This is a genomic window from Stenotrophomonas sp. SKA14, from assembly GCF_000158575.1.
In the GTDB taxonomy this organism is placed as follows: Bacteria; Pseudomonadota; Gammaproteobacteria; order Xanthomonadales; family Xanthomonadaceae; genus Stenotrophomonas; species Stenotrophomonas forensis.
In genome coordinates, this window is record NZ_DS999412.1 from 2822582 (window position 1) to 2840998 (window position 18417).

Consider the following 18417-nt stretch of genomic DNA (forward strand, 5'->3'; position numbering starts at 1 on the left):
GGAATCGACGACGGCGGGCCACAGCCGCGCCGTCGTCGCCCACGAGGCTAGAGCATGTAGGGGATCTTGAAGGCCAGGGTGAAGTCCGGGGCATCCGGGGTCAGGCCGATGCCAAGCAGGGTCACCAGGGTGGTGTGCTGGTTCAGCGCGTAGGTCACGCCAAGATTCAGTGACGCCGCGTTGGCGTCGCTGCCGATCACCTTCATCCACTTCCCCCCTTGGAAGCGGGTCGAGGCGCGGGCGCTGATGCGGTCGCTGAAGGACAGGCTGAGGCTGGTGCGTTCGTTGAACGCGAACGCCACGCCGGCGCCGAAGTACACCGAGCCGCCGAGCTTCACATCGCCAGGATTTACGGTGTCGGGATTGCTGTCGATGTCGTTGAAGCCGCGCGGGAACGAATGCACATAGCCCAGATTGGCGAACAGGATGGCCGGGTCGGCGGTCTTGACCATCGACAGGCCCACATTGGCCTGCCAGACGCCGTTGCCGGTGGGCTGCTTTTTCGGCACGGCAAAGCGGATGTAGTCATCGTCGTCGCGCTCGATCACCTTCCAGTCCAGGCCGTAGGGCGCGCGCCCGGTGGGTGCGGTCACCCCGGCGGTAAGCACGGTTTCCGGCCGCCAGCCGCGCTCACCGAACAGGCGGTAATTCGCGCTCAGGCCGATATCGCCCAGGCCATTGCCATTGGTCTCTTCCTGGGCGATGGCGGCGGCCGCACCCCCGGCACCGCCTTTCTGGTACACCGTGCGCCGTGCGAGATACGGCACGTCCAGGTTGAGCGTGAGGTTGGGGCTGACGCCCCAGCGTGCGGCCAGGTTGTAGGTGAGCGAATCGGATTCGACGTTCTCGATGGCGATGTTGCCGAGGAAGATCGCATCCAGTGCCAGGAAGCCGTTGAGGGTGAGCTGCTTGCGGTCGTAGCGGGCGTAGGTGAGGCTGTTTTCGATGGTGAAGCGGCGCGAGAACAGCGCCGATTGCTGCTGTTTCACATCATCCACGCTGCGCCGCGATTCCTGCCTGGCCTGTTGTGCTTCAGCAGCGGTGCTGGCATAGCCCTCACCACCCGGCGCTGTCTGTCCCGGCGCTGCCTGTGGAGTCGAGCCATGCTCGACTTCCGCGCCCGTGCCTGTGCCCGTGCCGGTTGCCGCCGCCGTTGCCGGCCCGGTTGGCCCCGTGCGCCCACTCAATCGCGCCTGCATCGCCTGCACCTGCATGTCGAGCTCGCGCAGGCGCCGGACTTCCTGCGCATAGTTGCTCTTCAGCTGTTCCAGCTGGTTGGCCAGGGCCTGCACGTCGGCATTGTCGTCGGCCGTCGGCGGCGCGGCGAGGGCGGTGCCCGCCAGCGCCGCCAGCGCCAACGGGGTGATCCTCAAAAGGGTATGCATGTTCGTGTCCTGCGTTGTGGAACGCGTCCCCCAATGCCGCGCCGTACTACTGGCCCGGCCCCATGCCGCGGTTCAACGCAATCGCCTGGGCCACGTTCTGGCTCAACGGCAGGTTGCCGCCCGCGGTGTTGCGTACCAGCTCCAGCCGCAGCTGGTTGCTGGCTGCCTGGCCGTCACCGGCCAGGGCAATGCCCTGGCCGACGCTGCCATTGCGTATCCATTGCTGTACCAGGCCCTGGCCATCCACCTGCAGCTGCAGGCGTGCCTGATTGCCATCGAGCACGGCGCTGGCGCTGACCCCGGCCTGCTGTGTGCTGGCCGAGTGCACGCCATCGGACTGCATCGCGGGAACGTCGCCGTCACGCACCAGCAGCGTGGTGGTGTTGCGCGCGGCGTTGCCATCGCCGGCGACCTGCACGCTCTGCACCAGCCCACTCACGTTGGCCAGGCCGCTGCTGTCGATGCTGCGACCCGGTGTGACAGGCAGCGGCGCGTCTGCGGCGGTGACATGCACTCTGGGCTGGAAGCTGAGCTTGGGTGCACCACCGCCGCGGAAATCCATGCCCAGGGTCAACGTTCCCTGCAGGGCGGTGCCATTGCTGGCCTGCCACTGCGAAACCATCGTCACCCCGAACCAGGCAACGCTGTTGCCGCCCACCGTGTAGCGGCCGCGCATCAGGTTCAGTTCGGGGTCGGGAATTTCCTTCAGGCCGCGACCCGGCGCTGCGTCTGCCGCCTGCACCGGCAGCGCAGGAAGCACCAGCAGCAGGGTCATCAACAGGGGAAGACGGATCATGGCGAAGCCTCCTTCAGAACAGGTCGGCATGGCTGAAGCCGAAGTCGACCAGCTCGGCATCGGTGATCGGCCCCTGCCGCGCATAGAGCGCGCGGGCACTGGGCCGTTCGCTGGGTTGCAGCAGTACCGTGTTGCGATCGAAATCACTGCCGATCACCACGAACACGGCGCGTGACGGCCAGGCGGCGAGGAAGTCCGGCAGTGCCAGGCTGCGGTTTCCGAGGATCGGATCGGCCACTTCGACGATGCCCTCGCGCACTTGCTTGAGGACCACGAAATGGCGGAAACCGCGCACGTCCATCAGCACCAGCCCGGGCACGCGCAGGGTACGCAGGCGGGCTTCGTCGATGCGGTAGCCGCGCCCGCGCATGCCCAGTGATTCGACATAGCGCTTGATGTCCAGCAGCGAGAAGCCGCGCTCGGCCACCAGTGCCGGGTCGGAAACCCCCATCATTCCCTGGATCACCGTCGCCTCGTCGGTGTCCAGGTGGTAGGCATGGCGCAGGATGGTGGCCAGTGCGGCCGCGCCACAGCTGTAATCGGTGTGCTGGCGCACCACGTTGCGGTAGCGCCGCTCCTGCATGCTCTCCACTTTCTGCTGCAGCAGGGCGCCATTGGGCAGTACCCCGCTGAAGCGCACCTCGCCCGCCCACGCGGGGTTGATGCCCAGCAGCAACAGGCACGCCAGCAGCCAGATTGAAGGTCGGCAGCGGAACATCGCGTTCTCCGGCAGCAGGGGGGAGCCCCTGTTCCAAGGGGGAGGAGGGACAGGGGCTCCCGGAACCCGGTCATTGGCGGATGGCCGGGGTGTTGCGCTTACTCGCCGCTGCCACCACCGCCGCCGGTGCTGGGCTGGGCGACGGCCAGGGCGAGGCTGTTGGCCTGCAGGTTGCCGGTGCCCGATGCCACGTTCACGCCGATGTTGCCGGAGGCGCCGGAGAAGGCACTGCCCGACAACGCTGAGGTGTTGGTGGCATCGACGTTGACCCAGCGCGTGGTGCTGACCGTGCCGCTGAGGCTGGCATACAGATCGGCCACGCCCAGCTCGACGAACTGGCTGGTACCGCTCTCACGCGTGTCGAAGCCCAGGCCGCCCACCCCCGGCCGGTTGGGGTTCATCGTGGCGTTCTGGATCTCGTTGTCCAGGTCGATGTGGCCGGTGCTGTTGCCACCCGGATGCGGCAGTGCGCCGTTCCAGGTATCCAGGTAGTAGTTGGCCATCTGGTAGGCATTGCCGGTGCCGCGATAGGTGCCGGCGCCGTAGCCCAGGGTCAGGCCGCTGACGCTGCCGCGCATGCCCACCTGTACGGTGTCGGTGTAGGACTGCACGAAGCCGGCGTTGCTGACGGTGTTGCCGGTGGAGACCTGGTTGGAGCTGATGCTGGATTGGGCCACGGCGGTGGTCGCCACCGAGGCGGCCAGTGCGTTCTTCTGCTCGTTGTTGTTGCCCGACGCGATGTTCACGCCGATGTTGCCCGAGGCACCGCCGAAGGCATTGCCGCCAAGCGTGGCCGCATTGGTGACGCCGGCGTTCTGGGTGACGTTGCCGAACCCGGCCTGGTTGACGAATACCTCTGCGTCGGCCATGCCGAAGCTGAAGGACGCATCCGCCGCCGACAGCGATGCGGCGTTGTCCTGCGCGTTGTTGTCGCCGGACACCACGTTGAAGCCGAGATTGCCGGACGCGCCTGCGCCTACGCTGTCGCCGATCGAGGCACGGTTGGTGACCAGGCTGTTGCTGGTGGCGTTGTTGCTGATCGACTGGCGGTTGTCGATCACCGCGATGGCCGCCGAATCAAGGTCGATGTCGCCGGTGATGGTCGGGTCACCGGAGAAATTGACGTCGGTGCTCAGGCGCAGATCCTTTTCCAGGTTCACGTCGACGCCGTGATTGTTCTTTTCCTTGCGTTCGTCGGCCTGGATGGTGCTGTGCTTCTGCACATTGACGTTGACGGTGCGGTTGCGTACGTCGTTGTCGGTGTGATTGTGGGTGTCGTTGCGGGTTTCGCTGACGGTGTGGTTGTGGTTGATGTTCGCGTTGGCGTTCTGGTTGTCCCAGCCATTGGCCGCAGCGGCGGTCGAGGCAGTGGCAATCGCCATGGCGAGCATGGTCCGTTTGACGGTCGCTTTCATGGTGCCCTCTCTCTCATCGGATGGTGCATCGGTGGGTGGTTGTCACGGGCGGTCCTGCACGACCAGGCCCAGTACGTTGGCCGTGTCGTTGCCGCTGCCCGCGATCTGATTGAGTTGCAGGACCCCGTCGAATCCCCGCAGTGCGGTGCTGGCTACACCGGCGCTGCGGGTTCCGGTCGCAGCGCCGCGATCGACGCCGTCCCGCCCCCCTGCCAACGCGGAACCTTCGGCGGCCAGGGCCGTGTCGTCGGTTTCGCGTATGCCCTGTCGGGCCAGCGTCGCGCTGACGACGTTGAGCGTCGTGTTGGCACTGCCGCTGGCCTGGTTGATCGAAGCAATGCCGCTGGCGCCTGCCAGTGCCTCACCGCCGATGTGCGCGGCGGCATGCAAGGATGCTGACAGCACGCGGTTGCCGTTCTGCAGCTGTTGCGCGCTGATGGCCACTTCGGCGCGTTCAGCGCGGGCGATGCCGCGAAGATTGGCCTGCAGGTTGAAATCGCCTGCCGCCTGGTTCACCGCGATGGCGCCGCTGGCACCAGCCAGTGCGCGGCCCTCGATGCGGGTCAGGTCCAGGTACGCGAGCATGCCGCTGTAGTCGTCGGCCGATGCGGACAGCGGCGCGGCGATCACCGCCAGCAGTGGCCAGGCCAGGGCCTTCACTTGCCACCTGCCGGGGCGGTGCCCTGCAGCGGGAACTGGCCCAGCGCGCCGCGCACCGTATCGGCGATGCCACGAGTGCTGTTGCCGACCGCGCCCAGCGGGCCACTCATTGCGCCGCCAAGACTGCTGCCGACCATGCCGTCGCCGTTGCGGCCCAGCGTGCCGCCCAGGGCCTGCTGGGTAACACGTTCAACGGTGGTACCGCCCGGTGTCGCCGTGGGAGTGCTATGGCCTGCCCCCATTCCCGCGTAGTCGGCATCGCTGAGCTCATCCATTCCGGAGGCCGGGTCACCGCTTCCGAGCGCCGCGGCGACCTCACGCTGCGGCTTCGGATCGGCGATCAGCGCGATGCCCGGTGGCGCCATGCGGTAGGCTGGCCGGGCCGCGACATCGCGCAACAGGACTATTTCGCCCGGTTGTGCCTTCACCCCCTGGCGGGCGCCGGACGCGCCTGCACCTGTGGCGACGGCCAGCAGGGCAAGGGCCAGCGATGCAGCCAGGCCACGAATCAGGGTGGTGCCGTCCATGCCGATCTCCCGCGATGGGTGCGGCGGAACCACGCATCAACCGTGCCAACTGCCAAAGGCTGGTGCAGCAACCGATGCCGGCGGTGCGGCAAGGTGGGGTGCTGCCGGGGCGTTACAGCGGCGTCGGGAAATTGTTGGGATTGCGCAACCCGCAGGCGCCACAGGGCAAGGGGACGGGCGACTGTCGCATTGTTGTTACAGGTGCCGTCGCGGACTGCAACGGTGCCGCTTCAGCCGGTGATTTCTTGACGCGCTGCTCATTGCGCCGCCGTTTAGCGCGGCGCTAGGATCCGCCCAACAAAGGCCGCCGAGGTGGCCGTGGAAGTCCCGGCGGAGGGCGGCACGCCGACGATCGACTGACAGCCCGCCGACGGTGTCCGGATGCTGGGGGAAGCATGGCGGCGGTCCCGGAAGCTTCAAGCTCGCGCTGTGTGCTGTGGTTTGGCCAGCCGCTGCCGAACGAGCGCAGTGCGCTCGCGGCCGCAGGCTGGTACGTGCGCAGCATTCAACCCGACCCTGCCATGGCGATCGGGCTGCGCGGCCGTGATCGATTGCTGGCCGTGCTCGATCTTCGCCACCTGGACGCAACGGCGTTGCAGCTGCTTGCGCCATGGATCGAACAGCACCTGCATCTGCCCTGGCTGGCAGTGCTGCCGCCAGGCGCAGGCGCCACACCGTCGGCATGGTTGCCCGTGCTGCAGCACTGTCCTGCACGGTTCACCCTGCCATTCGGCCTGCAGGACCTGGTCTGCGCGATGCGCAGCCAGTTCGAGGCGGATGATCCACCCACCGACGAGGCCTGCGCAGGGCAGGGGCCACGCGCATTGATCGGCGAAAGCCCGGCGCTGCATGCGGTGCGCACGGTACTGCACAAGTTCGCACCGGTGGAGCTTCCGGTACTGGTCACCGGCGAAACGGGCACCGGCAAGGAGCTGGCCGCGCATGCGCTGCATGCGCTGTCCGGGCGTGCCGGCAAGCCTTTCATCGCAGTGAACTGTGGTGCGATTCCGACCAATCTGGTGCAGTCGGAACTGTTCGGGCACGAGCGCGGCTCCTTTACCGGCGCCGACAAGCGCCAGATCGGCGTGTTCGAATCCGCGCAGGGCGGCACCGTGTTCCTGGATGAAGTGGGCGATCTGCCCGCCGAGGCGCAGACCAGCCTGCTGCGGGTGTTGCAGGAGGGGACGTTCGAGCGTGTCGGCAGCAGCCAGTCGCTGCGTGCCGATGTCCGCGTGCTGGCCGCGACCCACGTGGAACTGGAACAGGCCGTGGCGCAGGGACGGTTCCGTAGCGATCTCTATTACCGGCTCAACGTACTGCGCCTGCTGATGCCGCCGCTGCGCGAGCGCGGCGCCGATGTACTGCTGCTGGCCGAGCACTTCCTGCGTTGCTTCCGGCGGCGCCACACGGTGCGCGCTCGTGGCTTCTCGCCCACTGCGAGCCAGGCAATGCGGCGCTTTGGCTGGCCCGGCAATGTGCGCGAACTGCTCAATCGCGTGCAACGGGCGGCGATCATGGCCGAGGGCGAGCTGATCAGCGAGCGTGACCTTGAACTGGGCGAACCGGCAGAGGCGCTGCCCAGCGCGATGCTGCACGATGCGCGCGGCCAGGCCGAACGCGATGTACTGCTGCAGACGCTGCGCCACACCGGCTACAACGTGTCCGAGTGCGCACGGCAGATGCAGATCTCGCGGGTGACGGTGTACCGGCTGTGTCGCAAGCACCGGCTGGAGCTGCCCGCGCAGCGCTGAACCGGGTTGACGCCGCCGCCCGTACCACCCAGTCTGCGGCCAACGACCGCCGCCCTTTGCCCTGTGCGAATGAACCAGAGCCCCGAACTGCTGCGCCGCCTGCTGCGCGCCAAGGACCGGATGGACCAAGCCAGCCATGAAGACTGGCCGGTTGCCCGCCTGGCCAAGGTCAGCGCGGTCTCTCCCGCCCACTTCGCGCGCTCCTTCAAGCAGGCCTTCGGCCTGCCACCGCACCGTTACCTGCTCAGCCGGCGCATCGAACGGGCGGTGGCGCTGCTGCGCGAGACCGAGCTGGCGATCACCGAGATCGCGGCGCAGACGGGCTGGACCAGCCTGGGCACCTTCGGCCGGATCTTCCGCGACATCACCGGTGACAGTCCCGGCAACGTGCGTGATCGCGAGCGTGCAGGGCACGCCGTGGCGGGGAGCGTGCCCGAATGCCACGTGCGAGCGGCGAAGCGGCCTGACCTCAACATCGCAGTTTTGGAGAAGCGCCGCCGCCAGGCCGTTGCTAACGTGGACCGCACCTGAGGGAGGTCCCATGACGAATACCGTGAACACGGTCGGCCTGTATGTACGCGACCAGGATGAAGCACTCGAATTCTACGTCGGCACGCTCGGTTTCGAGGTGCACACCGACGTGCGCAATGGCAGCTACCGCTGGTTGACGGTGCGCAGCCCTGGCCAGGACGGTTTCCAGCTTGGCCTGTTCGTTCCCGGCCCGCCGACCCATGACGCAGCTACGGCGCAGGCGCTGCAGCAGCTGGTGGCCAAGGGGGCGATGCCGCCGTTGGTGCTGGCGGTGGACGACTGCCAGGCACGCTATGCGCAATGGCAGGCAAAGGGCGTGGAGTTCATCCAGGCACCGGTCGAGCGCTTCGGCGCCATCGACGCCGGATTCCGTGATCCGTCCGGGAATGGCTGGAAGATGATTGAAGCCCGCTCCGAAGCGAGGCGTCGTCAATGAGTCGCGGTGGCTGGGCGCGGCCGGTGCACCGTTGGACCTCGATCGTGTTCACCCTGGCAGTGATCGCCAACTTCGTGGCGCGCGCGATGGGGCAGGGTGAACCTGCGGCGTGGATCACCTACTCACCGCTACCCCCGTTGTTCCTGCAGCTGTTCACCGGCCTGTACCTGTTCGCGCTGCATTACGCGGGCAAGCGCCGCAGCGCCTCGCTGGGCGCTGCGGGCTGAGCGTGGATCAGGCGACTGCGTCGACCGCGTAGCCGGCAAGCAGGGCCGGCAGGTCTTCCATGCGCTGGAAGATGACCTGGGCGCCGGCCGCGCGCAGCGCCTCCGGCGTGCTGTGGTGCGGGCCACCTTCGCTGAAGCCGAACACGGTGGCACCGGCCGCCACACCCGCAGTGGCGCCGGTCACGGTGTCTTCAATCACCGCGCAGCGCTTCGGGTCCACGCCCAGCGCGGCGGCGGCCGCCAGGTAGACATCCGGGTGCGGCTTGGTGTTCGGCATGTCCTGGCCGCTGTAGACGTGGTCACCGAAGGCATCGAGGATGCCGACCTTGCCCAGCTGCAGCTGCACCTTGTGCAGGTCGGCGCCGGAGGCACACGCAATCCGGCCGCCGGTGGCCGCCGCGATCGCACGCACCGCCTCCGGCGCGCCCTGGATGGCCTGCAGGTCACGCTCCAGCGCGATGTTTCGCTGCAGGCGGAACTCTTCCAGCCATTCCTCGGTGAACGGCTTGCCGGTGCGTTCCTCGATCAAGCCGGCCAGATGGGCCACCGACTGGCCGAGGAAGACTTCACCCGCCTGTGCCGGCGTCAGTGCCCAGCCACGCTCGGTGAGCATCTCGGAGAGCACGCGGGCCACCAGCGGCTCGGAATCGACCAGCACGCCGTCACAGTCAAACAGCACGGCATCGAAGGGGTAGGGGGACATCAACAGCTCCTTGCAATTGCAATCATGGGGCGACAAGCCGGCTATCTTCCCACGGGGGGACGGGCAGGAACGCATCCACCAACGCATCCACCGCCGCACGTACCTTCGGAGCAAGGTCCCGGGTGGTGGGCCAGATCGCATGAATGGGTCCGCTCGGCGTGCTGTCTGCCGAAATCACGCCCACCAGCTCGCCACTGCGAAGTTCCTCTCCTACCAGCCAGGTGGTCGCCTCACCAATACCGAGGCCCGCCAGCAGAGCAGATCGCAATGCCTCGCCATCGCTGATGCGATGCCGGCCCTGGATGCGATGGCGGACGACCGTGCCGTCCGGGCCCGGCGTTGACCAGGGCAGCGCATGTCCCTGCCTGCCAAAGGTGATGCAGTCGTGTCCGGCCAGATCGGCCATGTCATGGGGTACGCCGCGCGCAGCCAGATAGGCTGGCGCCGCACATATCACCGAGTGTTGATGTCCCAGTGCGCGCGCGGACAGTGAGCTGCTCTCGGCCAGCGTTCCCAGTCGCACCGCCAGGTCGATGTTTTCCTCCAGCAGATCCACGGCGCGGTCGGTGAAGCTGACGTCCAGCTGCAGACCGGAATGACGCTGTGCCAGCGCGACCAGGATTGGCATTACCCAACGTTGGCCGAACGCAACGGGCAGGCTGACCCGCAACATGCCTGCCGGCTCCTGCCGGCGCGATGCGGCACGGGATTCGGCCTCGTCCAGTTCCGCCAGGATACGGCGGCAGACCTGGTAGAACTCCGCGCCCTCTACGGTCAATGCCAGGCGCCGGGTGGTGCGATCAAGCAGGCGCGTACCCAGCCGCCGCTCAAGGGTCGCCACACTCTTGCCCACGGCGGACTTGCTCAGGCCCATGCGGAGCCCTGCAGCGGTGAAGCTGCCGGCATCCACGGCCTGCACGAATACGCTGATGCCCTGCAGCCGCGCCGCACTGTACGTGGTCATGACGTCTTGATTGTGGAAATGATGGCTCCAGTCTAGATCGAATATTCCGCAACTGATCACTTCAGGGCGTCAATAGACTGGATGGGCGCACTTCCGCGCCGTTACGAGAAGCGCTGTGTCCACTTCAACGATGAATGCCTGGGAATTGACCGGTCCGGGAGTTGCCCGACTCCGTTGCGTTCAGCGCCCGCTGCCAACGCCCGGGCCTGGGGAGGTGCTGGTCAGGGTAGGAGCGGTCTCCCTCAACTATCGCGACGCCCTGATGGTGGACGGCGCGCTGCTTCCGGCCCCCCTGCCTGCGCACTTCGTGCCGGCATCGGATATGGCCGGAGAGGTCGTCGACGTTGGCGAGGGCGTGCGCCGCTTCAGCGTGGGCCAGCGGGTGATGGGCAATTTCTGGACGCAGTGGCTTGATGGGCCGCCGCCCGATGCGATCCTCCAGCACGGTCTCTCCCTGGGCGGACCGCTGCCGGGGATGCTGGCCGAGTATGTGGTGCTGCCGGAGGACGTCGCCGTCGCAACGCCGCCGTCGCTGTCGGATGTGCAAGCGTCCACATTGCCGGTGGCGGCACTGACGGCGTGGTTCGCACTGGTTGAAACAGGCCGGCTGGCGGCAGGGCAGACCGTGCTGGTGCAGGGCACCGGAGGTGTTTCGCTGTTCGGCCTGCAGTTCGCGCAGGCATTGGGCGCGAAGGTCATCGTGACCTCGCGCAGCGAGGCCAAGCTGGACAAGGTGCAGCGACTGGGTGCGTGGGCCGGGATCAATACCGGCAGGGACCCAGAGTGGGCCGCCCGTGCAGTGGCGTTGACCGAGGGCAGGGGCGTCGATCATGTGCTGGAGGTGCTTGGCGGCGGCAATCTGGTGCAGAGCGTGCAGGCGCTGGCCATCGGTGGCCAGATCCTCCAGATTGGCTTCCTGCAGGGACGTGATCTGCAGGTGCCGGCCCTTCCGCTGATGTTGCGATGTGGCGCGCTGAGGGGAGTTTCGGTCGGCCATCGCACAAGCTTCGAGGCGATGAACGCCGCCATCGAACGCGCAGGCATCCAGCCTGTCATTGATTCAGTCCATGCGTTTCCCGATGTGCTGGCCGCATTCGCACGGCTCCAGCAGGGGCCGTTCGGCAAGGTGGTGATCCGGGTGAACGAACCTTGATCGAGTGACAGTGCGCCTGTGCGGCGCGGGAGGCGCACGCACAGGCAGATGGGATGTCAGCTCAGGTCGCAGCCCGCCGGCTGCGGCCAGGTGGTGGCCGGCAGCATGTTCTTCAGCGAGGCCGGCGCGTTGATCGCCACGTAGCTGGCACCCAGCAGCTCTTCCAGGTCGGCGATGGTGACCAGGTAGTTGTCGAGGCTGCCGAGATTGGCTTCATTGGGGATGATCCAGCTGATCGCCTTGGCGGTGCCGGTGTTCGGGTCGCGGGTAATGATGGTCTTCCAGAAGAATTCCGGCGTCGGGATGCCATGGCTGGCCAGGAAGTAGTCGTTGGAGGCGTCGCCGTAGACCACGCCGCCGTAGACGTCCACCGGCGCGATGTCGCGGTAGCACTCGGCCACGTTCTCGGCCTTCACCCAGATGCCCTGGTTGAAGCTGGACACCTGCGGCACGATGTTGGTCATGTAGTTGGCGCGGCGGATGTAGGTCGCGTCGTAATCCATGTGGTTGGAGGTCACCAGGTGGCCGCGGTCATAGCCGGACCGGATGCTGGCATACGAAGCGGTGCTGGTCTGGCCGAGGCAACCTGCCGGCAGGTCCGGGTCCTTGTAGAAGCTGGACGGACGCGCAGCCGAGCCGGTGTCGGCGATGAGCGTGTATTCGTAGCGGGTGGCGCTGTGGATGCTGCAGTCGTAGGTCAGTACGAAGCCGCCCTTGTTGAGGGTGACGACCTGGGCCTGGGCCGCGCCGGCGAAGGCGCTGAGGACGAACGCGAAGAAGAAGCTTGCAAGACGCATTTCGGTGCTCCAGCAGAAGATTCAGGGCGCAGCCGTCCGCCACGACCAGGCCGGTGCGAGGTCGGGGAAGGAGGGTGCGGAGAGAGGTGCTGCGGACTGCGGTGAGACGTGACCGCGATGACAGGGCCGCAGAGGCCGTGCGGTGTCGTAAGCGTCACAAGCTGGCGTCTTTCGGTCAATGACGAAACGACGAAGCTGTGACAGCGCGCAAGCACTGGCAATGTGTCAGATGGAGGAGGACGTCGCTGAAACGCAGGCGTGCTAGGGCGTGGCGATGCCTGTGGCCGTTGTCAGGGGTTCGCCTTCAACAGGTAATCACCCTTGCGTGCTCCCGGCACCAGCGACCACCCCGGCTTCAGCGCCAGCGACCATCCCGGACCCTGTAGCGGCGGGTCTGCGCTTGCCGGTGCCTGCACGAATACGGCCTTCCAGTCGCCCTGCATCAGCGCGCCGTCAGCGACGTCCAGACTGCCCCAGGTGTCGGTCAGCCGCATCGTTGGATACACCGTGCCATGGCCCGGCAATGGCTGCATCGTGTTGGGGTTGAACTGGATGCGCATGCTGTGCAGATCCAACCGCAGGACCGGGCCTGTCACGAAGCGCGCACGGTTGTGTTCCAGCTGTGCAAGGCGCTGTTGTTCGCGGAGCGTTTCGGCTTCGTGCAGTAGCGGCCCGTCATGGCGCGCGGCAGCGGCGCGCAGCGCGGGCGCATCCACCTGCATGGGGATGCGTGCCGCTTCGGCCAGGTGCGTACCGAGATCCCGGGCGTGGCGGGCCAGCTCGCGGCGCCAGCCAGGCGCCGCCTGGTCCAGCAGCAGGCCATACGCCGGGCCGGTTGCATAGGCGAATGAGCGGACGAAGCTGCGATCGTCAACGTGCGCGCGAAGGTCATGCAGTGCCGCCTGGATCCGTGCCGATGGCGTTGGATTGCCGACGAACACACCGGTGTACTCGGCCAGGCCCTCGTTCAATTCCAGCGCCGCTTCTTCCTGCGCGGCCGCTGGGAAATGGCGGTATCGCTCGGCGCGGAATGCCAGCGCATCCGTCATCGCGCTGCGCAGTGCCACCGCATCGGTGGCTTCGAGTGCGTGCGCAAGTGCGCGCCATTCCAGCTGCAGCCAGTAGCGCCCTTCAAGCGTGTCCAGGTGTTCGTTTCCGCCCTCGGTCGGCGCGATGATGGGCAACGCCGGTTGCAGGCGGTGGAACATTTCGTGAGCGAGCAGCGTGCTGCGGCGGGACGCGTCCTGCGGCAACGGCCAGAGCAGCTGCGTCCAGCGTGTACCCGACCAGTCCACGGCGGTGTTGGCGACGATTGCATCCGCCGGAAGCTGGCCTGCGAACACGTTGCCACGTTCCTTCAGCATGCCCTGTGCGTCTGCATGCGAGGCGATGACCTGCCGGGTCTTTGGATCAACCAGCATCATGGGCCCGCACAGGGATTGCCCCCATAGCTGGCCCCGGTCTCCATCGCAGAGCTGTTCGGCGTGCTGGAAGACCGTGTGTGCCGCCGCGTCGGATAGTTCCTGTTCGCTGGCCATCGCGGTGCGCAGGGCACCTAGCGCCAGCGCAGCGAGAAGGAAGAGGTGTGGCCTCATGACGTCGATCCATCCTTGGTATTCAGCGCTTCTAGCATCGATCCAGAGGGTGGGCAATGCAGCAAACGTCATGCTGCGTCGCAAGGTGCCAGCCACCATTCGCACTGGTACGGTCCGAGCCGTTGCACCACCACCGACGGGGAGAGACGACGATGCGCAAGGTATTGCTGCTGTTGATCCTGCTGACCGGCCTGGCGCCTGGCGCCTGGGCCGCCACGGTCAAGACCACCCACCGGACCATTCCCAGCTGGGATGGAACGCCTCTCGGGGCCTTCGTCATCGAACCGCAGGATGCGGGCAGCGGCCGGTACCCGCTGCTGGTGATGCCCAGCAGCTGGGCCGTGCCCAGCGTCGAGTACGTGGGCGTGGCGCAGGCGCTGGCACGGCGCGGCTATGTGGTCATCAGCTACAGCTCGCGTGGCTTCTGGGAATCCGGCGGCAGCATCGACATCGCCGGGCCGGCCACGGTCGAGGATGTCAGCGCGCTGATTGACTGGGCGCTGGACAACACCCGCGCCGATCCGGCCCGCATCGGGGTTTCGGGCATCTCCTACGGCGCCGGTACCAGCCTGCTGGCGGCGGCACGCGATCCGCGCATCAAGGCGGTGGCCGCGCTCAGCGGCTGGGCCGATCTGCAGGCCTCGCTGTACAGCAACGACACCCCCAGCGCGCAGGGCATCGCCCTGCTGGTAGCGGCCGGATTGGCCACCGGGCGCCCGGGGGCAGAGCTGGCCACCATCAACCGCAATGTGCTGGTCGGCAATTACCAGGGCGCAGTGGACTCGCTGCTGCCGGTGGCGGCCCAGCGCAGTCCTGCGGCCAGCATTGACGAGATCAACGTCAACCAGCCGGCGGTGTTCCTGGCCAACGCGTTCAACGACAGCCTGTTCCCACCGGGCCAGCTGGTGGACTTCTTCAACCGCTTGAAAGGCCCCAAGCAGCTGCAGCTGCGCCACGGCGACCATGCGCTCAACGAAGCGTTCGGGGCACTGGGCATTCCCAACGAGGTCTATAACCAGGTGGGCGACTGGTTCGATCATTACCTGAAGGCGGTGGCCAATGGCATTGACCGCCAACCGGCAGTGCAGCTGAAGTCACAGAAGGGCAGCTGGAGCCGCTATCCGGACTGGAAGGCGACCAGCGACGGCGCCGTCAGCTACGGGCTGACCGCACCCTCGGGCCTGCTGCTGCCGACCGGCGGCCTCGCCGAAAAGGGCGGCACGACCGGCTGGAACTACCGCATCGGCAGCGGCCTGCTGACCGCGGCCAATTCCGGCGTGGCGATGGCCTCCGGCGCGCTGCAGATGATCAACCTGCCACCCGGTGCCTATGTGCCGTTCGTTGGACGTAGTGCCGCCGGGGTCTGGCAGGGGCCGGTGCAGTGGAGCGCGCGACGCCTGGACGGTGCGCCGGAAGTGCGCCTGACCGTCACCCCCAGCCGTGCCAACACCACGCTGTATGCCTACCTGTACGCCGAGGATGTGCTGGGCAATGGCCAGCTGATCAGCCACAAGCCGTACACGCTGCGTGGCGCCACGCCAGGGCAACCGAAGACACTCGACCTGCGCCTGGAAGCGAGCAGCTGGAACCTGCCGGCCGGCAGCCGCCTGACCCTGGTGGTCGACACCGTGGACCTGCGCTACGCCGGCATCAGCCAGCTGGGGGGAACGGTGACCTTCAGCTCGCCGGCCAACGCGCCCTCGGTATTGAAGGTGCCGTTGCATTGAAACTGGCCTGGGCAGGGATGGACCCATGACCATCGCGTGGCTGCTGCTGGCAGCGGGGCTTGTTGCGCCAGGCGCGGCAGACGCAGCGACGGATTGGCGGGGCACGCTGTTGACCGACCTGGATGCTGCCGACGCGGCGATGCGCGGCAGTCATCCCGGCTCGGTGGACCGGCAGAACCCGGGATTCGTGGTCCAGTTGCGGGACGCGCTGGCCGTTGCGCGGTCACGCGCGGACACGGTCGACAGCTTCGCCGGCTACTGGTGGGCCATGAAGGGTTACGCCGCCTCGTTCAATGATGGCCATGTCAGCCTCAACGCGCGTGCCGCAGCGCCGGAGCTGCCGACGCGGTGGCCGGGCTTCCTGACCGGCTTCGATGGCGACGCGCAGGTGGTGATGAGCGTGGACGATGGCCCGGGCCATCCGCCGTTGGGTGCACTGCTGTTGTCCTGTGACGGTGTCGATGCGGCGACGCTGGCCGTGCGCAGGGTGGGCCACTTCAGTGGACGCTGGAACCTTCAGGCCAGCCGCATCCAGAGCGGTGGCGAAGTACTGCTGGAGCAGGGCAACCCCTTCCTGCCCACACCGCGCAGCTGCATGTTCCGCACCGATGGGCGCGAAAGCACCTATGCATTGCAGTGGGCGCCACTCGATCCTGCGCAGCGCACGCAGCGGCTGGCCGATACCCGTCGCAGTTTCCGGCCGGCCAACGGTTGGCACGCTCTGCCCGGGGGCGGCTACTGGATCACCACCAGCAGCTTCAATGCCGATCCGGCGGCGCAGAATTTCAAGGAGCTGACAGCGCTGCTTGAAGCGCTTGCGCGGCTGCCCGAACCGCTGCAGCAGGCACCGCTGGTGGTGCTGGATGTGCGCGGCAACACCGGTGGCGCGTCGCAGTGGAGCATCGAGCTGGCGCGATTGATCTGGGGGCGTGCCGCAGTCGACGCGCTGCCGGACCACAGCTGGGTGGAATGGCGGACGTCGGATGCCAACATCGCGCAGCTGCGCGGCTTCCTGCAGAAGCTGGAGCAGGCGCCGGATGCATCGCCGGAGCTGGTTCGCATGCTGGAATCCGTGACAGCGGGAATGGCACAGGCACGCGGGCGGGGGGAAGCCCTGTGGCGTGAGCCGCCGGAGGCAACTGCAATGCCCTCGGAATACCAGGTCGTATCCACGCGCAAGGGCAGGGTGGTGATCGTGGCCGACGCCGCCTGTGGTTCGGCCTGCCTGGATGCGCTGGATCTTTGGAAACGATTGGGCGCGGTGCAGGTGGGCGTCGAGACGTCCGCCGACAGCCTCTACATGGACGTGAGGCCGGAAATGCTGCCAAGCGGCCTTGCCAGGATTTCGGTGCCGATGAAGGTCTTCCGGGGGCGGATACGGGGTTCGAATGAACCTCACCTGCCGGATCGAGGCTATGGCGGGGACATGCGGGATACTGCGGCACTTGAGGTATGGGTCCTGCGCGATACGGGGGCACGGGACGATTTCATCCGTTGACGGTTGACGGGCAGGAACTCCTTCTGAATGCGCTCGTTGCGCCATGCCTGTCGCGCCCGGTGTCGATCGGGCCGATGACAATGCGGTCGTCGTCCATCTTTCACTCCGGGACGGACGTGCAGGACCATCGGCGCCACGCCGATTGGACGTGTCGCTGGTACAGGGCAACCCGGGTTTCTTGATCGGCGCGTTATGGCGGCACCGCGCCCGCCAGAAATCGAGCACACCGCTGCGCCGGCAGCTGCGCGCAAGCTACAATCCCGTTGTTCAAAGCACGAACGGAATCCCAGGGGGAACAATGAAAAATGGAATGCTTGGTGCGTCCCTGCTGCTGACGGCAGCGCTGGCCGCACCTTTTGCCTGTGCGGCACAGGGCGGTTCGCTCAAGAGTGACGCAAAGGCGACTGCCAAGGAGCTGCGTGCGCTTGGCGAGCCGATGGACCGGTGCAGCCTGGCGGCCATCACCAGTGACGCATCGGTCGTCACGGGTACCTACGGTGGCAGCGTGCTGCGGCCGGGCGACCGCATCCTTTCAATCAATGGGCAGGATGTTGCCGGCCAGTCCAGCAGCGTGCTGAGCGCTGCACTGAGGCGCATCGCTCCCGATGCAACCGTCGCTGTTGTCGTGGAACGCGCTGGCACGCGCACGGATCTCTCGCTGCCCTGTGGAAACTCGAGATCACGGATGGAAGCGCTGTTGAACAGCCTGGATGCTGCGGCGCGCGGCAACTACGGCGCGTGCATCAATGCCCTCGGCGATCGCAAGGATCTGGGTGCTCAGGGCGCCATCCTGCGCGCCCGTTGCGCCACAGCTGCCAGCAGCGTGGGCCCTGCAGGGCAAGCCGAGTGGACCTATGAAGCATTGAAGCTCGGCATCGCCGAGGCCCAATGGGATGCTGGCGCTCGAAGCAATCTCATTGACGTCATGCGCCGACAGCAGGTCCAGATCAACAAGTATCTTGGCGAAGACCGCTATGCGGCGCTGGTGGCCGGTACCGAACGCTGGCCTGGCGCGGAAACCCTGTACAAGCGCACCGATGTCGACCAGGGCCAGCTGCGCCGCATCGCCCAGGATGCGGTGCGCGGCCGGCTTCTGGACCCGGATTCGGCCCGTATCGACATGCCCTACGGCTTCCTGCGCGGCAGCTGGAGGCCGATGCTCCAGAAAGAGGTGGATGGCTACTGGACCTGCGGCACGGTCAATGCCAAGAACCGGATGGGTGGCTACGTCGGTTCCACTGCCTTTGTCGTGGTGCTTGGCCAAGAGGGGCAGGTGAAGTATGTGGAGCTCGGCAACGGCCGTGATCTGGATATTCTCGGAACACAATGCGCCAAGGCCGTGGCTTATCTGCCACCGGCACCGGTTGAGCACGAGGCGCGCGCCAGCAGCGGCAGCCCAGGCTCACTGGCCGATGAGTTGAAGCAACTGGCCGAGCTGAAGGCAAGCGGCGCGTTGACCGAGGCGGAATTCGAGGCCGCCAAGCAGCGCGTGCTTTCCAGTGGCAAAACGCCCTGACGGTAGATCGGCGTTGTG

Annotated in this window: 18 protein-coding genes; 8 read left to right on the forward strand and 10 right to left on the reverse strand. The window is 66.9% G+C overall.

Going from position 1 to position 18417, the window contains the following annotated elements; translation table 11 throughout:
• Positions 1-47: 47 nt before the first annotated feature.
• The 6 genes from SSKA14_RS12785 to SSKA14_RS12810 form a co-directional block, all read right to left on the reverse strand.
• Positions 48-1385 carry a transporter gene (locus SSKA14_RS12785; RefSeq protein WP_040007671.1) on the reverse strand — a complete coding sequence of 446 codons (1338 nt, stop codon included), beginning with the start codon at positions 1383-1385 and terminating at the stop codon, positions 48-50.
• A gap of 46 nt (positions 1386-1431) precedes the next feature.
• A complete protein-coding gene (locus SSKA14_RS12790) occupies positions 1432-2181 on the reverse strand; it encodes a hypothetical protein (protein ID WP_008265880.1) in 750 nt (249 codons plus the stop codon).
• A gap of 13 nt (positions 2182-2194) precedes the next feature.
• Positions 2195-2899, reverse strand: coding sequence for a C39 family peptidase (locus SSKA14_RS12795; RefSeq protein ID WP_008264928.1), 705 nt, complete (start codon positions 2897-2899; stop codon positions 2195-2197).
• Positions 2900-2997: 98 nt separating this feature from the next.
• Entirely contained in the window at positions 2998-4314 is a 1317-nt protein-coding gene (locus SSKA14_RS12800) for a hypothetical protein (protein WP_040007673.1), read from the reverse strand.
• 42 nt (positions 4315-4356) lie between these two features.
• Positions 4357-4974 (reverse strand): hypothetical protein, encoded by a 618-nt coding sequence (locus tag SSKA14_RS12805; RefSeq protein ID WP_008267481.1) that lies wholly within the window; start codon positions 4972-4974, stop codon positions 4357-4359.
• Positions 4971-5501, reverse strand: a complete 531-nt coding sequence (locus tag SSKA14_RS12810) for a hypothetical protein (RefSeq protein WP_040007675.1) — start codon at positions 5499-5501, stop codon at positions 4971-4973. Before SSKA14_RS12810 ends, SSKA14_RS12805 begins: the two co-directional genes overlap by 4 nt.
• Positions 5502-5896: 395 nt before the next feature.
• Here SSKA14_RS12810 and SSKA14_RS12815 point away from each other — a divergent pair, with 395 nt between their 5' ends.
• The 4 genes from SSKA14_RS12815 to SSKA14_RS12830 all read left to right on the forward strand — a co-directional run bounded on the left by SSKA14_RS12815 (position 5897) and on the right by SSKA14_RS12830 (position 8446).
• On the forward strand, positions 5897-7252 hold the full coding sequence (locus SSKA14_RS12815) for a sigma-54 dependent transcriptional regulator (RefSeq protein ID WP_040007677.1): 1356 nt from the start codon (positions 5897-5899) through the stop codon (positions 7250-7252).
• Between the two features lie 69 nt (positions 7253-7321).
• A complete protein-coding gene (locus tag SSKA14_RS12820) occupies positions 7322-7783 on the forward strand; it encodes a helix-turn-helix transcriptional regulator (RefSeq protein WP_008266537.1) in 462 nt (153 codons plus the stop codon).
• A 10-nt stretch (positions 7784-7793) separates the two neighbouring features.
• Complete coding sequence (locus tag SSKA14_RS12825) at positions 7794-8219, forward strand: VOC family protein (RefSeq protein ID WP_040007679.1); 426 nt, start codon at positions 7794-7796, stop codon at positions 8217-8219.
• Positions 8216-8446 carry a hypothetical protein gene (locus SSKA14_RS12830; protein WP_040007681.1) on the forward strand — a complete coding sequence of 77 codons (231 nt, stop codon included), beginning with the start codon at positions 8216-8218 and terminating at the stop codon, positions 8444-8446. The genes SSKA14_RS12825 and SSKA14_RS12830 overlap by 4 nt, the downstream gene beginning before the upstream one ends.
• A gap of 7 nt (positions 8447-8453) precedes the next feature.
• Here SSKA14_RS12830 and SSKA14_RS12835 read toward each other — a convergent pair whose 3' ends face one another.
• Positions 8454-9149: an HAD family phosphatase gene (locus SSKA14_RS12835; protein ID WP_008267172.1), complete on the reverse strand. Its 696-nt coding sequence runs from the start codon at positions 9147-9149 to the stop codon at positions 8454-8456.
• A 22-nt stretch (positions 9150-9171) separates the two neighbouring features.
• The gene (locus SSKA14_RS12840) at positions 9172-10173 is read right to left on the reverse strand and encodes a LysR family transcriptional regulator (RefSeq protein WP_198283604.1); all 1002 of its coding nucleotides are present in this window, start codon (positions 10171-10173) and stop codon (positions 9172-9174) included.
• A 70-nt stretch (positions 10174-10243) separates the two neighbouring features.
• Here SSKA14_RS12840 and SSKA14_RS12845 point away from each other — a divergent pair, with 70 nt between their 5' ends.
• Complete coding sequence (locus tag SSKA14_RS12845; RefSeq protein ID WP_040007683.1) at positions 10244-11266, forward strand: NAD(P)-dependent alcohol dehydrogenase; 1023 nt, start codon at positions 10244-10246, stop codon at positions 11264-11266.
• Between the two features lie 56 nt (positions 11267-11322).
• On the opposite strand, the gene SSKA14_RS12850 is transcribed toward SSKA14_RS12845, so the two are convergent.
• Both SSKA14_RS12850 and SSKA14_RS12855 read right to left on the reverse strand, forming a co-directional pair.
• Positions 11323-12063: a DNA/RNA non-specific endonuclease gene (locus tag SSKA14_RS12850; RefSeq protein ID WP_008266327.1), complete on the reverse strand. Its 741-nt coding sequence runs from the start codon at positions 12061-12063 to the stop codon at positions 11323-11325.
• A 290-nt stretch (positions 12064-12353) separates the two neighbouring features.
• A complete protein-coding gene (locus tag SSKA14_RS12855) occupies positions 12354-13658 on the reverse strand; it encodes a hypothetical protein (RefSeq protein ID WP_040007684.1) in 1305 nt (434 codons plus the stop codon).
• A gap of 152 nt (positions 13659-13810) precedes the next feature.
• On the opposite strand from SSKA14_RS12855, the gene SSKA14_RS12860 reads away from it, so the two are divergent.
• The 3 genes from SSKA14_RS12860 to SSKA14_RS23980 all read left to right on the forward strand — a co-directional run bounded on the left by SSKA14_RS12860 (position 13811) and on the right by SSKA14_RS23980 (position 18399).
• The gene (locus SSKA14_RS12860) at positions 13811-15385 is read left to right on the forward strand and encodes a CocE/NonD family hydrolase (RefSeq protein WP_008266682.1); all 1575 of its coding nucleotides are present in this window, start codon (positions 13811-13813) and stop codon (positions 15383-15385) included.
• A gap of 25 nt (positions 15386-15410) precedes the next feature.
• Positions 15411-16883: a hypothetical protein gene (locus tag SSKA14_RS12865; RefSeq protein WP_008267075.1), complete on the forward strand. Its 1473-nt coding sequence runs from the start codon at positions 15411-15413 to the stop codon at positions 16881-16883.
• Positions 16884-17031: 148 nt separating this feature from the next.
• On the forward strand, positions 17032-18399 hold the full coding sequence (locus SSKA14_RS23980; RefSeq protein WP_198283605.1) for an SHOCT domain-containing protein: 1368 nt from the start codon (positions 17032-17034) through the stop codon (positions 18397-18399).
• The last annotated feature ends 18 nt before the right edge of the window (positions 18400-18417 follow it).

What these genes read in the sequence shown, in the direction of transcription:
- SSKA14_RS12800 (WP_040007673.1), bottom strand. Translation starts at nt 4,314, where the DNA reads ATGAAAGCGACCGTCAAACGGACCATGCTCGCCATGGCGATTGCCACT.
- SSKA14_RS12855 (WP_040007684.1), bottom strand. Translation starts at nt 13,658, where the DNA reads ATGAGGCCACACCTCTTCCTTCTCGCTGCGCTGGCGCTAGGTGCCCTG.
- SSKA14_RS12795 (WP_008264928.1), bottom strand. Translation starts at nt 2,899, where the DNA reads ATGTTCCGCTGCCGACCTTCAATCTGGCTGCTGGCGTGCCTGTTGCTG.
- SSKA14_RS12850 (WP_008266327.1), bottom strand. Translation starts at nt 12,063, where the DNA reads ATGCGTCTTGCAAGCTTCTTCTTCGCGTTCGTCCTCAGCGCCTTCGCC.
- SSKA14_RS12810 (WP_040007675.1), bottom strand. Translation starts at nt 5,501, where the DNA reads ATGGACGGCACCACCCTGATTCGTGGCCTGGCTGCATCGCTGGCCCTT.
- SSKA14_RS12790 (WP_008265880.1), bottom strand. Translation starts at nt 2,181, where the DNA reads ATGATCCGTCTTCCCCTGTTGATGACCCTGCTGCTGGTGCTTCCTGCG.
- SSKA14_RS12815 (WP_040007677.1), top strand. Translation starts at nt 5,897, where the DNA reads ATGGCGGCGGTCCCGGAAGCTTCAAGCTCGCGCTGTGTGCTGTGGTTT.
- SSKA14_RS12830 (WP_040007681.1), top strand. Translation starts at nt 8,216, where the DNA reads ATGAGTCGCGGTGGCTGGGCGCGGCCGGTGCACCGTTGGACCTCGATC.
- SSKA14_RS12835 (WP_008267172.1), bottom strand. Translation starts at nt 9,149, where the DNA reads ATGTCCCCCTACCCCTTCGATGCCGTGCTGTTTGACTGTGACGGCGTG.
- SSKA14_RS12785 (WP_040007671.1), bottom strand. Translation starts at nt 1,385, where the DNA reads ATGCATACCCTTTTGAGGATCACCCCGTTGGCGCTGGCGGCGCTGGCG.
- SSKA14_RS12865 (WP_008267075.1), top strand. Translation starts at nt 15,411, where the DNA reads ATGACCATCGCGTGGCTGCTGCTGGCAGCGGGGCTTGTTGCGCCAGGC.
- SSKA14_RS12825 (WP_040007679.1), top strand. Translation starts at nt 7,794, where the DNA reads ATGACGAATACCGTGAACACGGTCGGCCTGTATGTACGCGACCAGGAT.
- SSKA14_RS12845 (WP_040007683.1), top strand. Translation starts at nt 10,244, where the DNA reads ATGAATGCCTGGGAATTGACCGGTCCGGGAGTTGCCCGACTCCGTTGC.
- SSKA14_RS12820 (WP_008266537.1), top strand. Translation starts at nt 7,322, where the DNA reads ATGAACCAGAGCCCCGAACTGCTGCGCCGCCTGCTGCGCGCCAAGGAC.
- SSKA14_RS12860 (WP_008266682.1), top strand. Translation starts at nt 13,811, where the DNA reads ATGCGCAAGGTATTGCTGCTGTTGATCCTGCTGACCGGCCTGGCGCCT.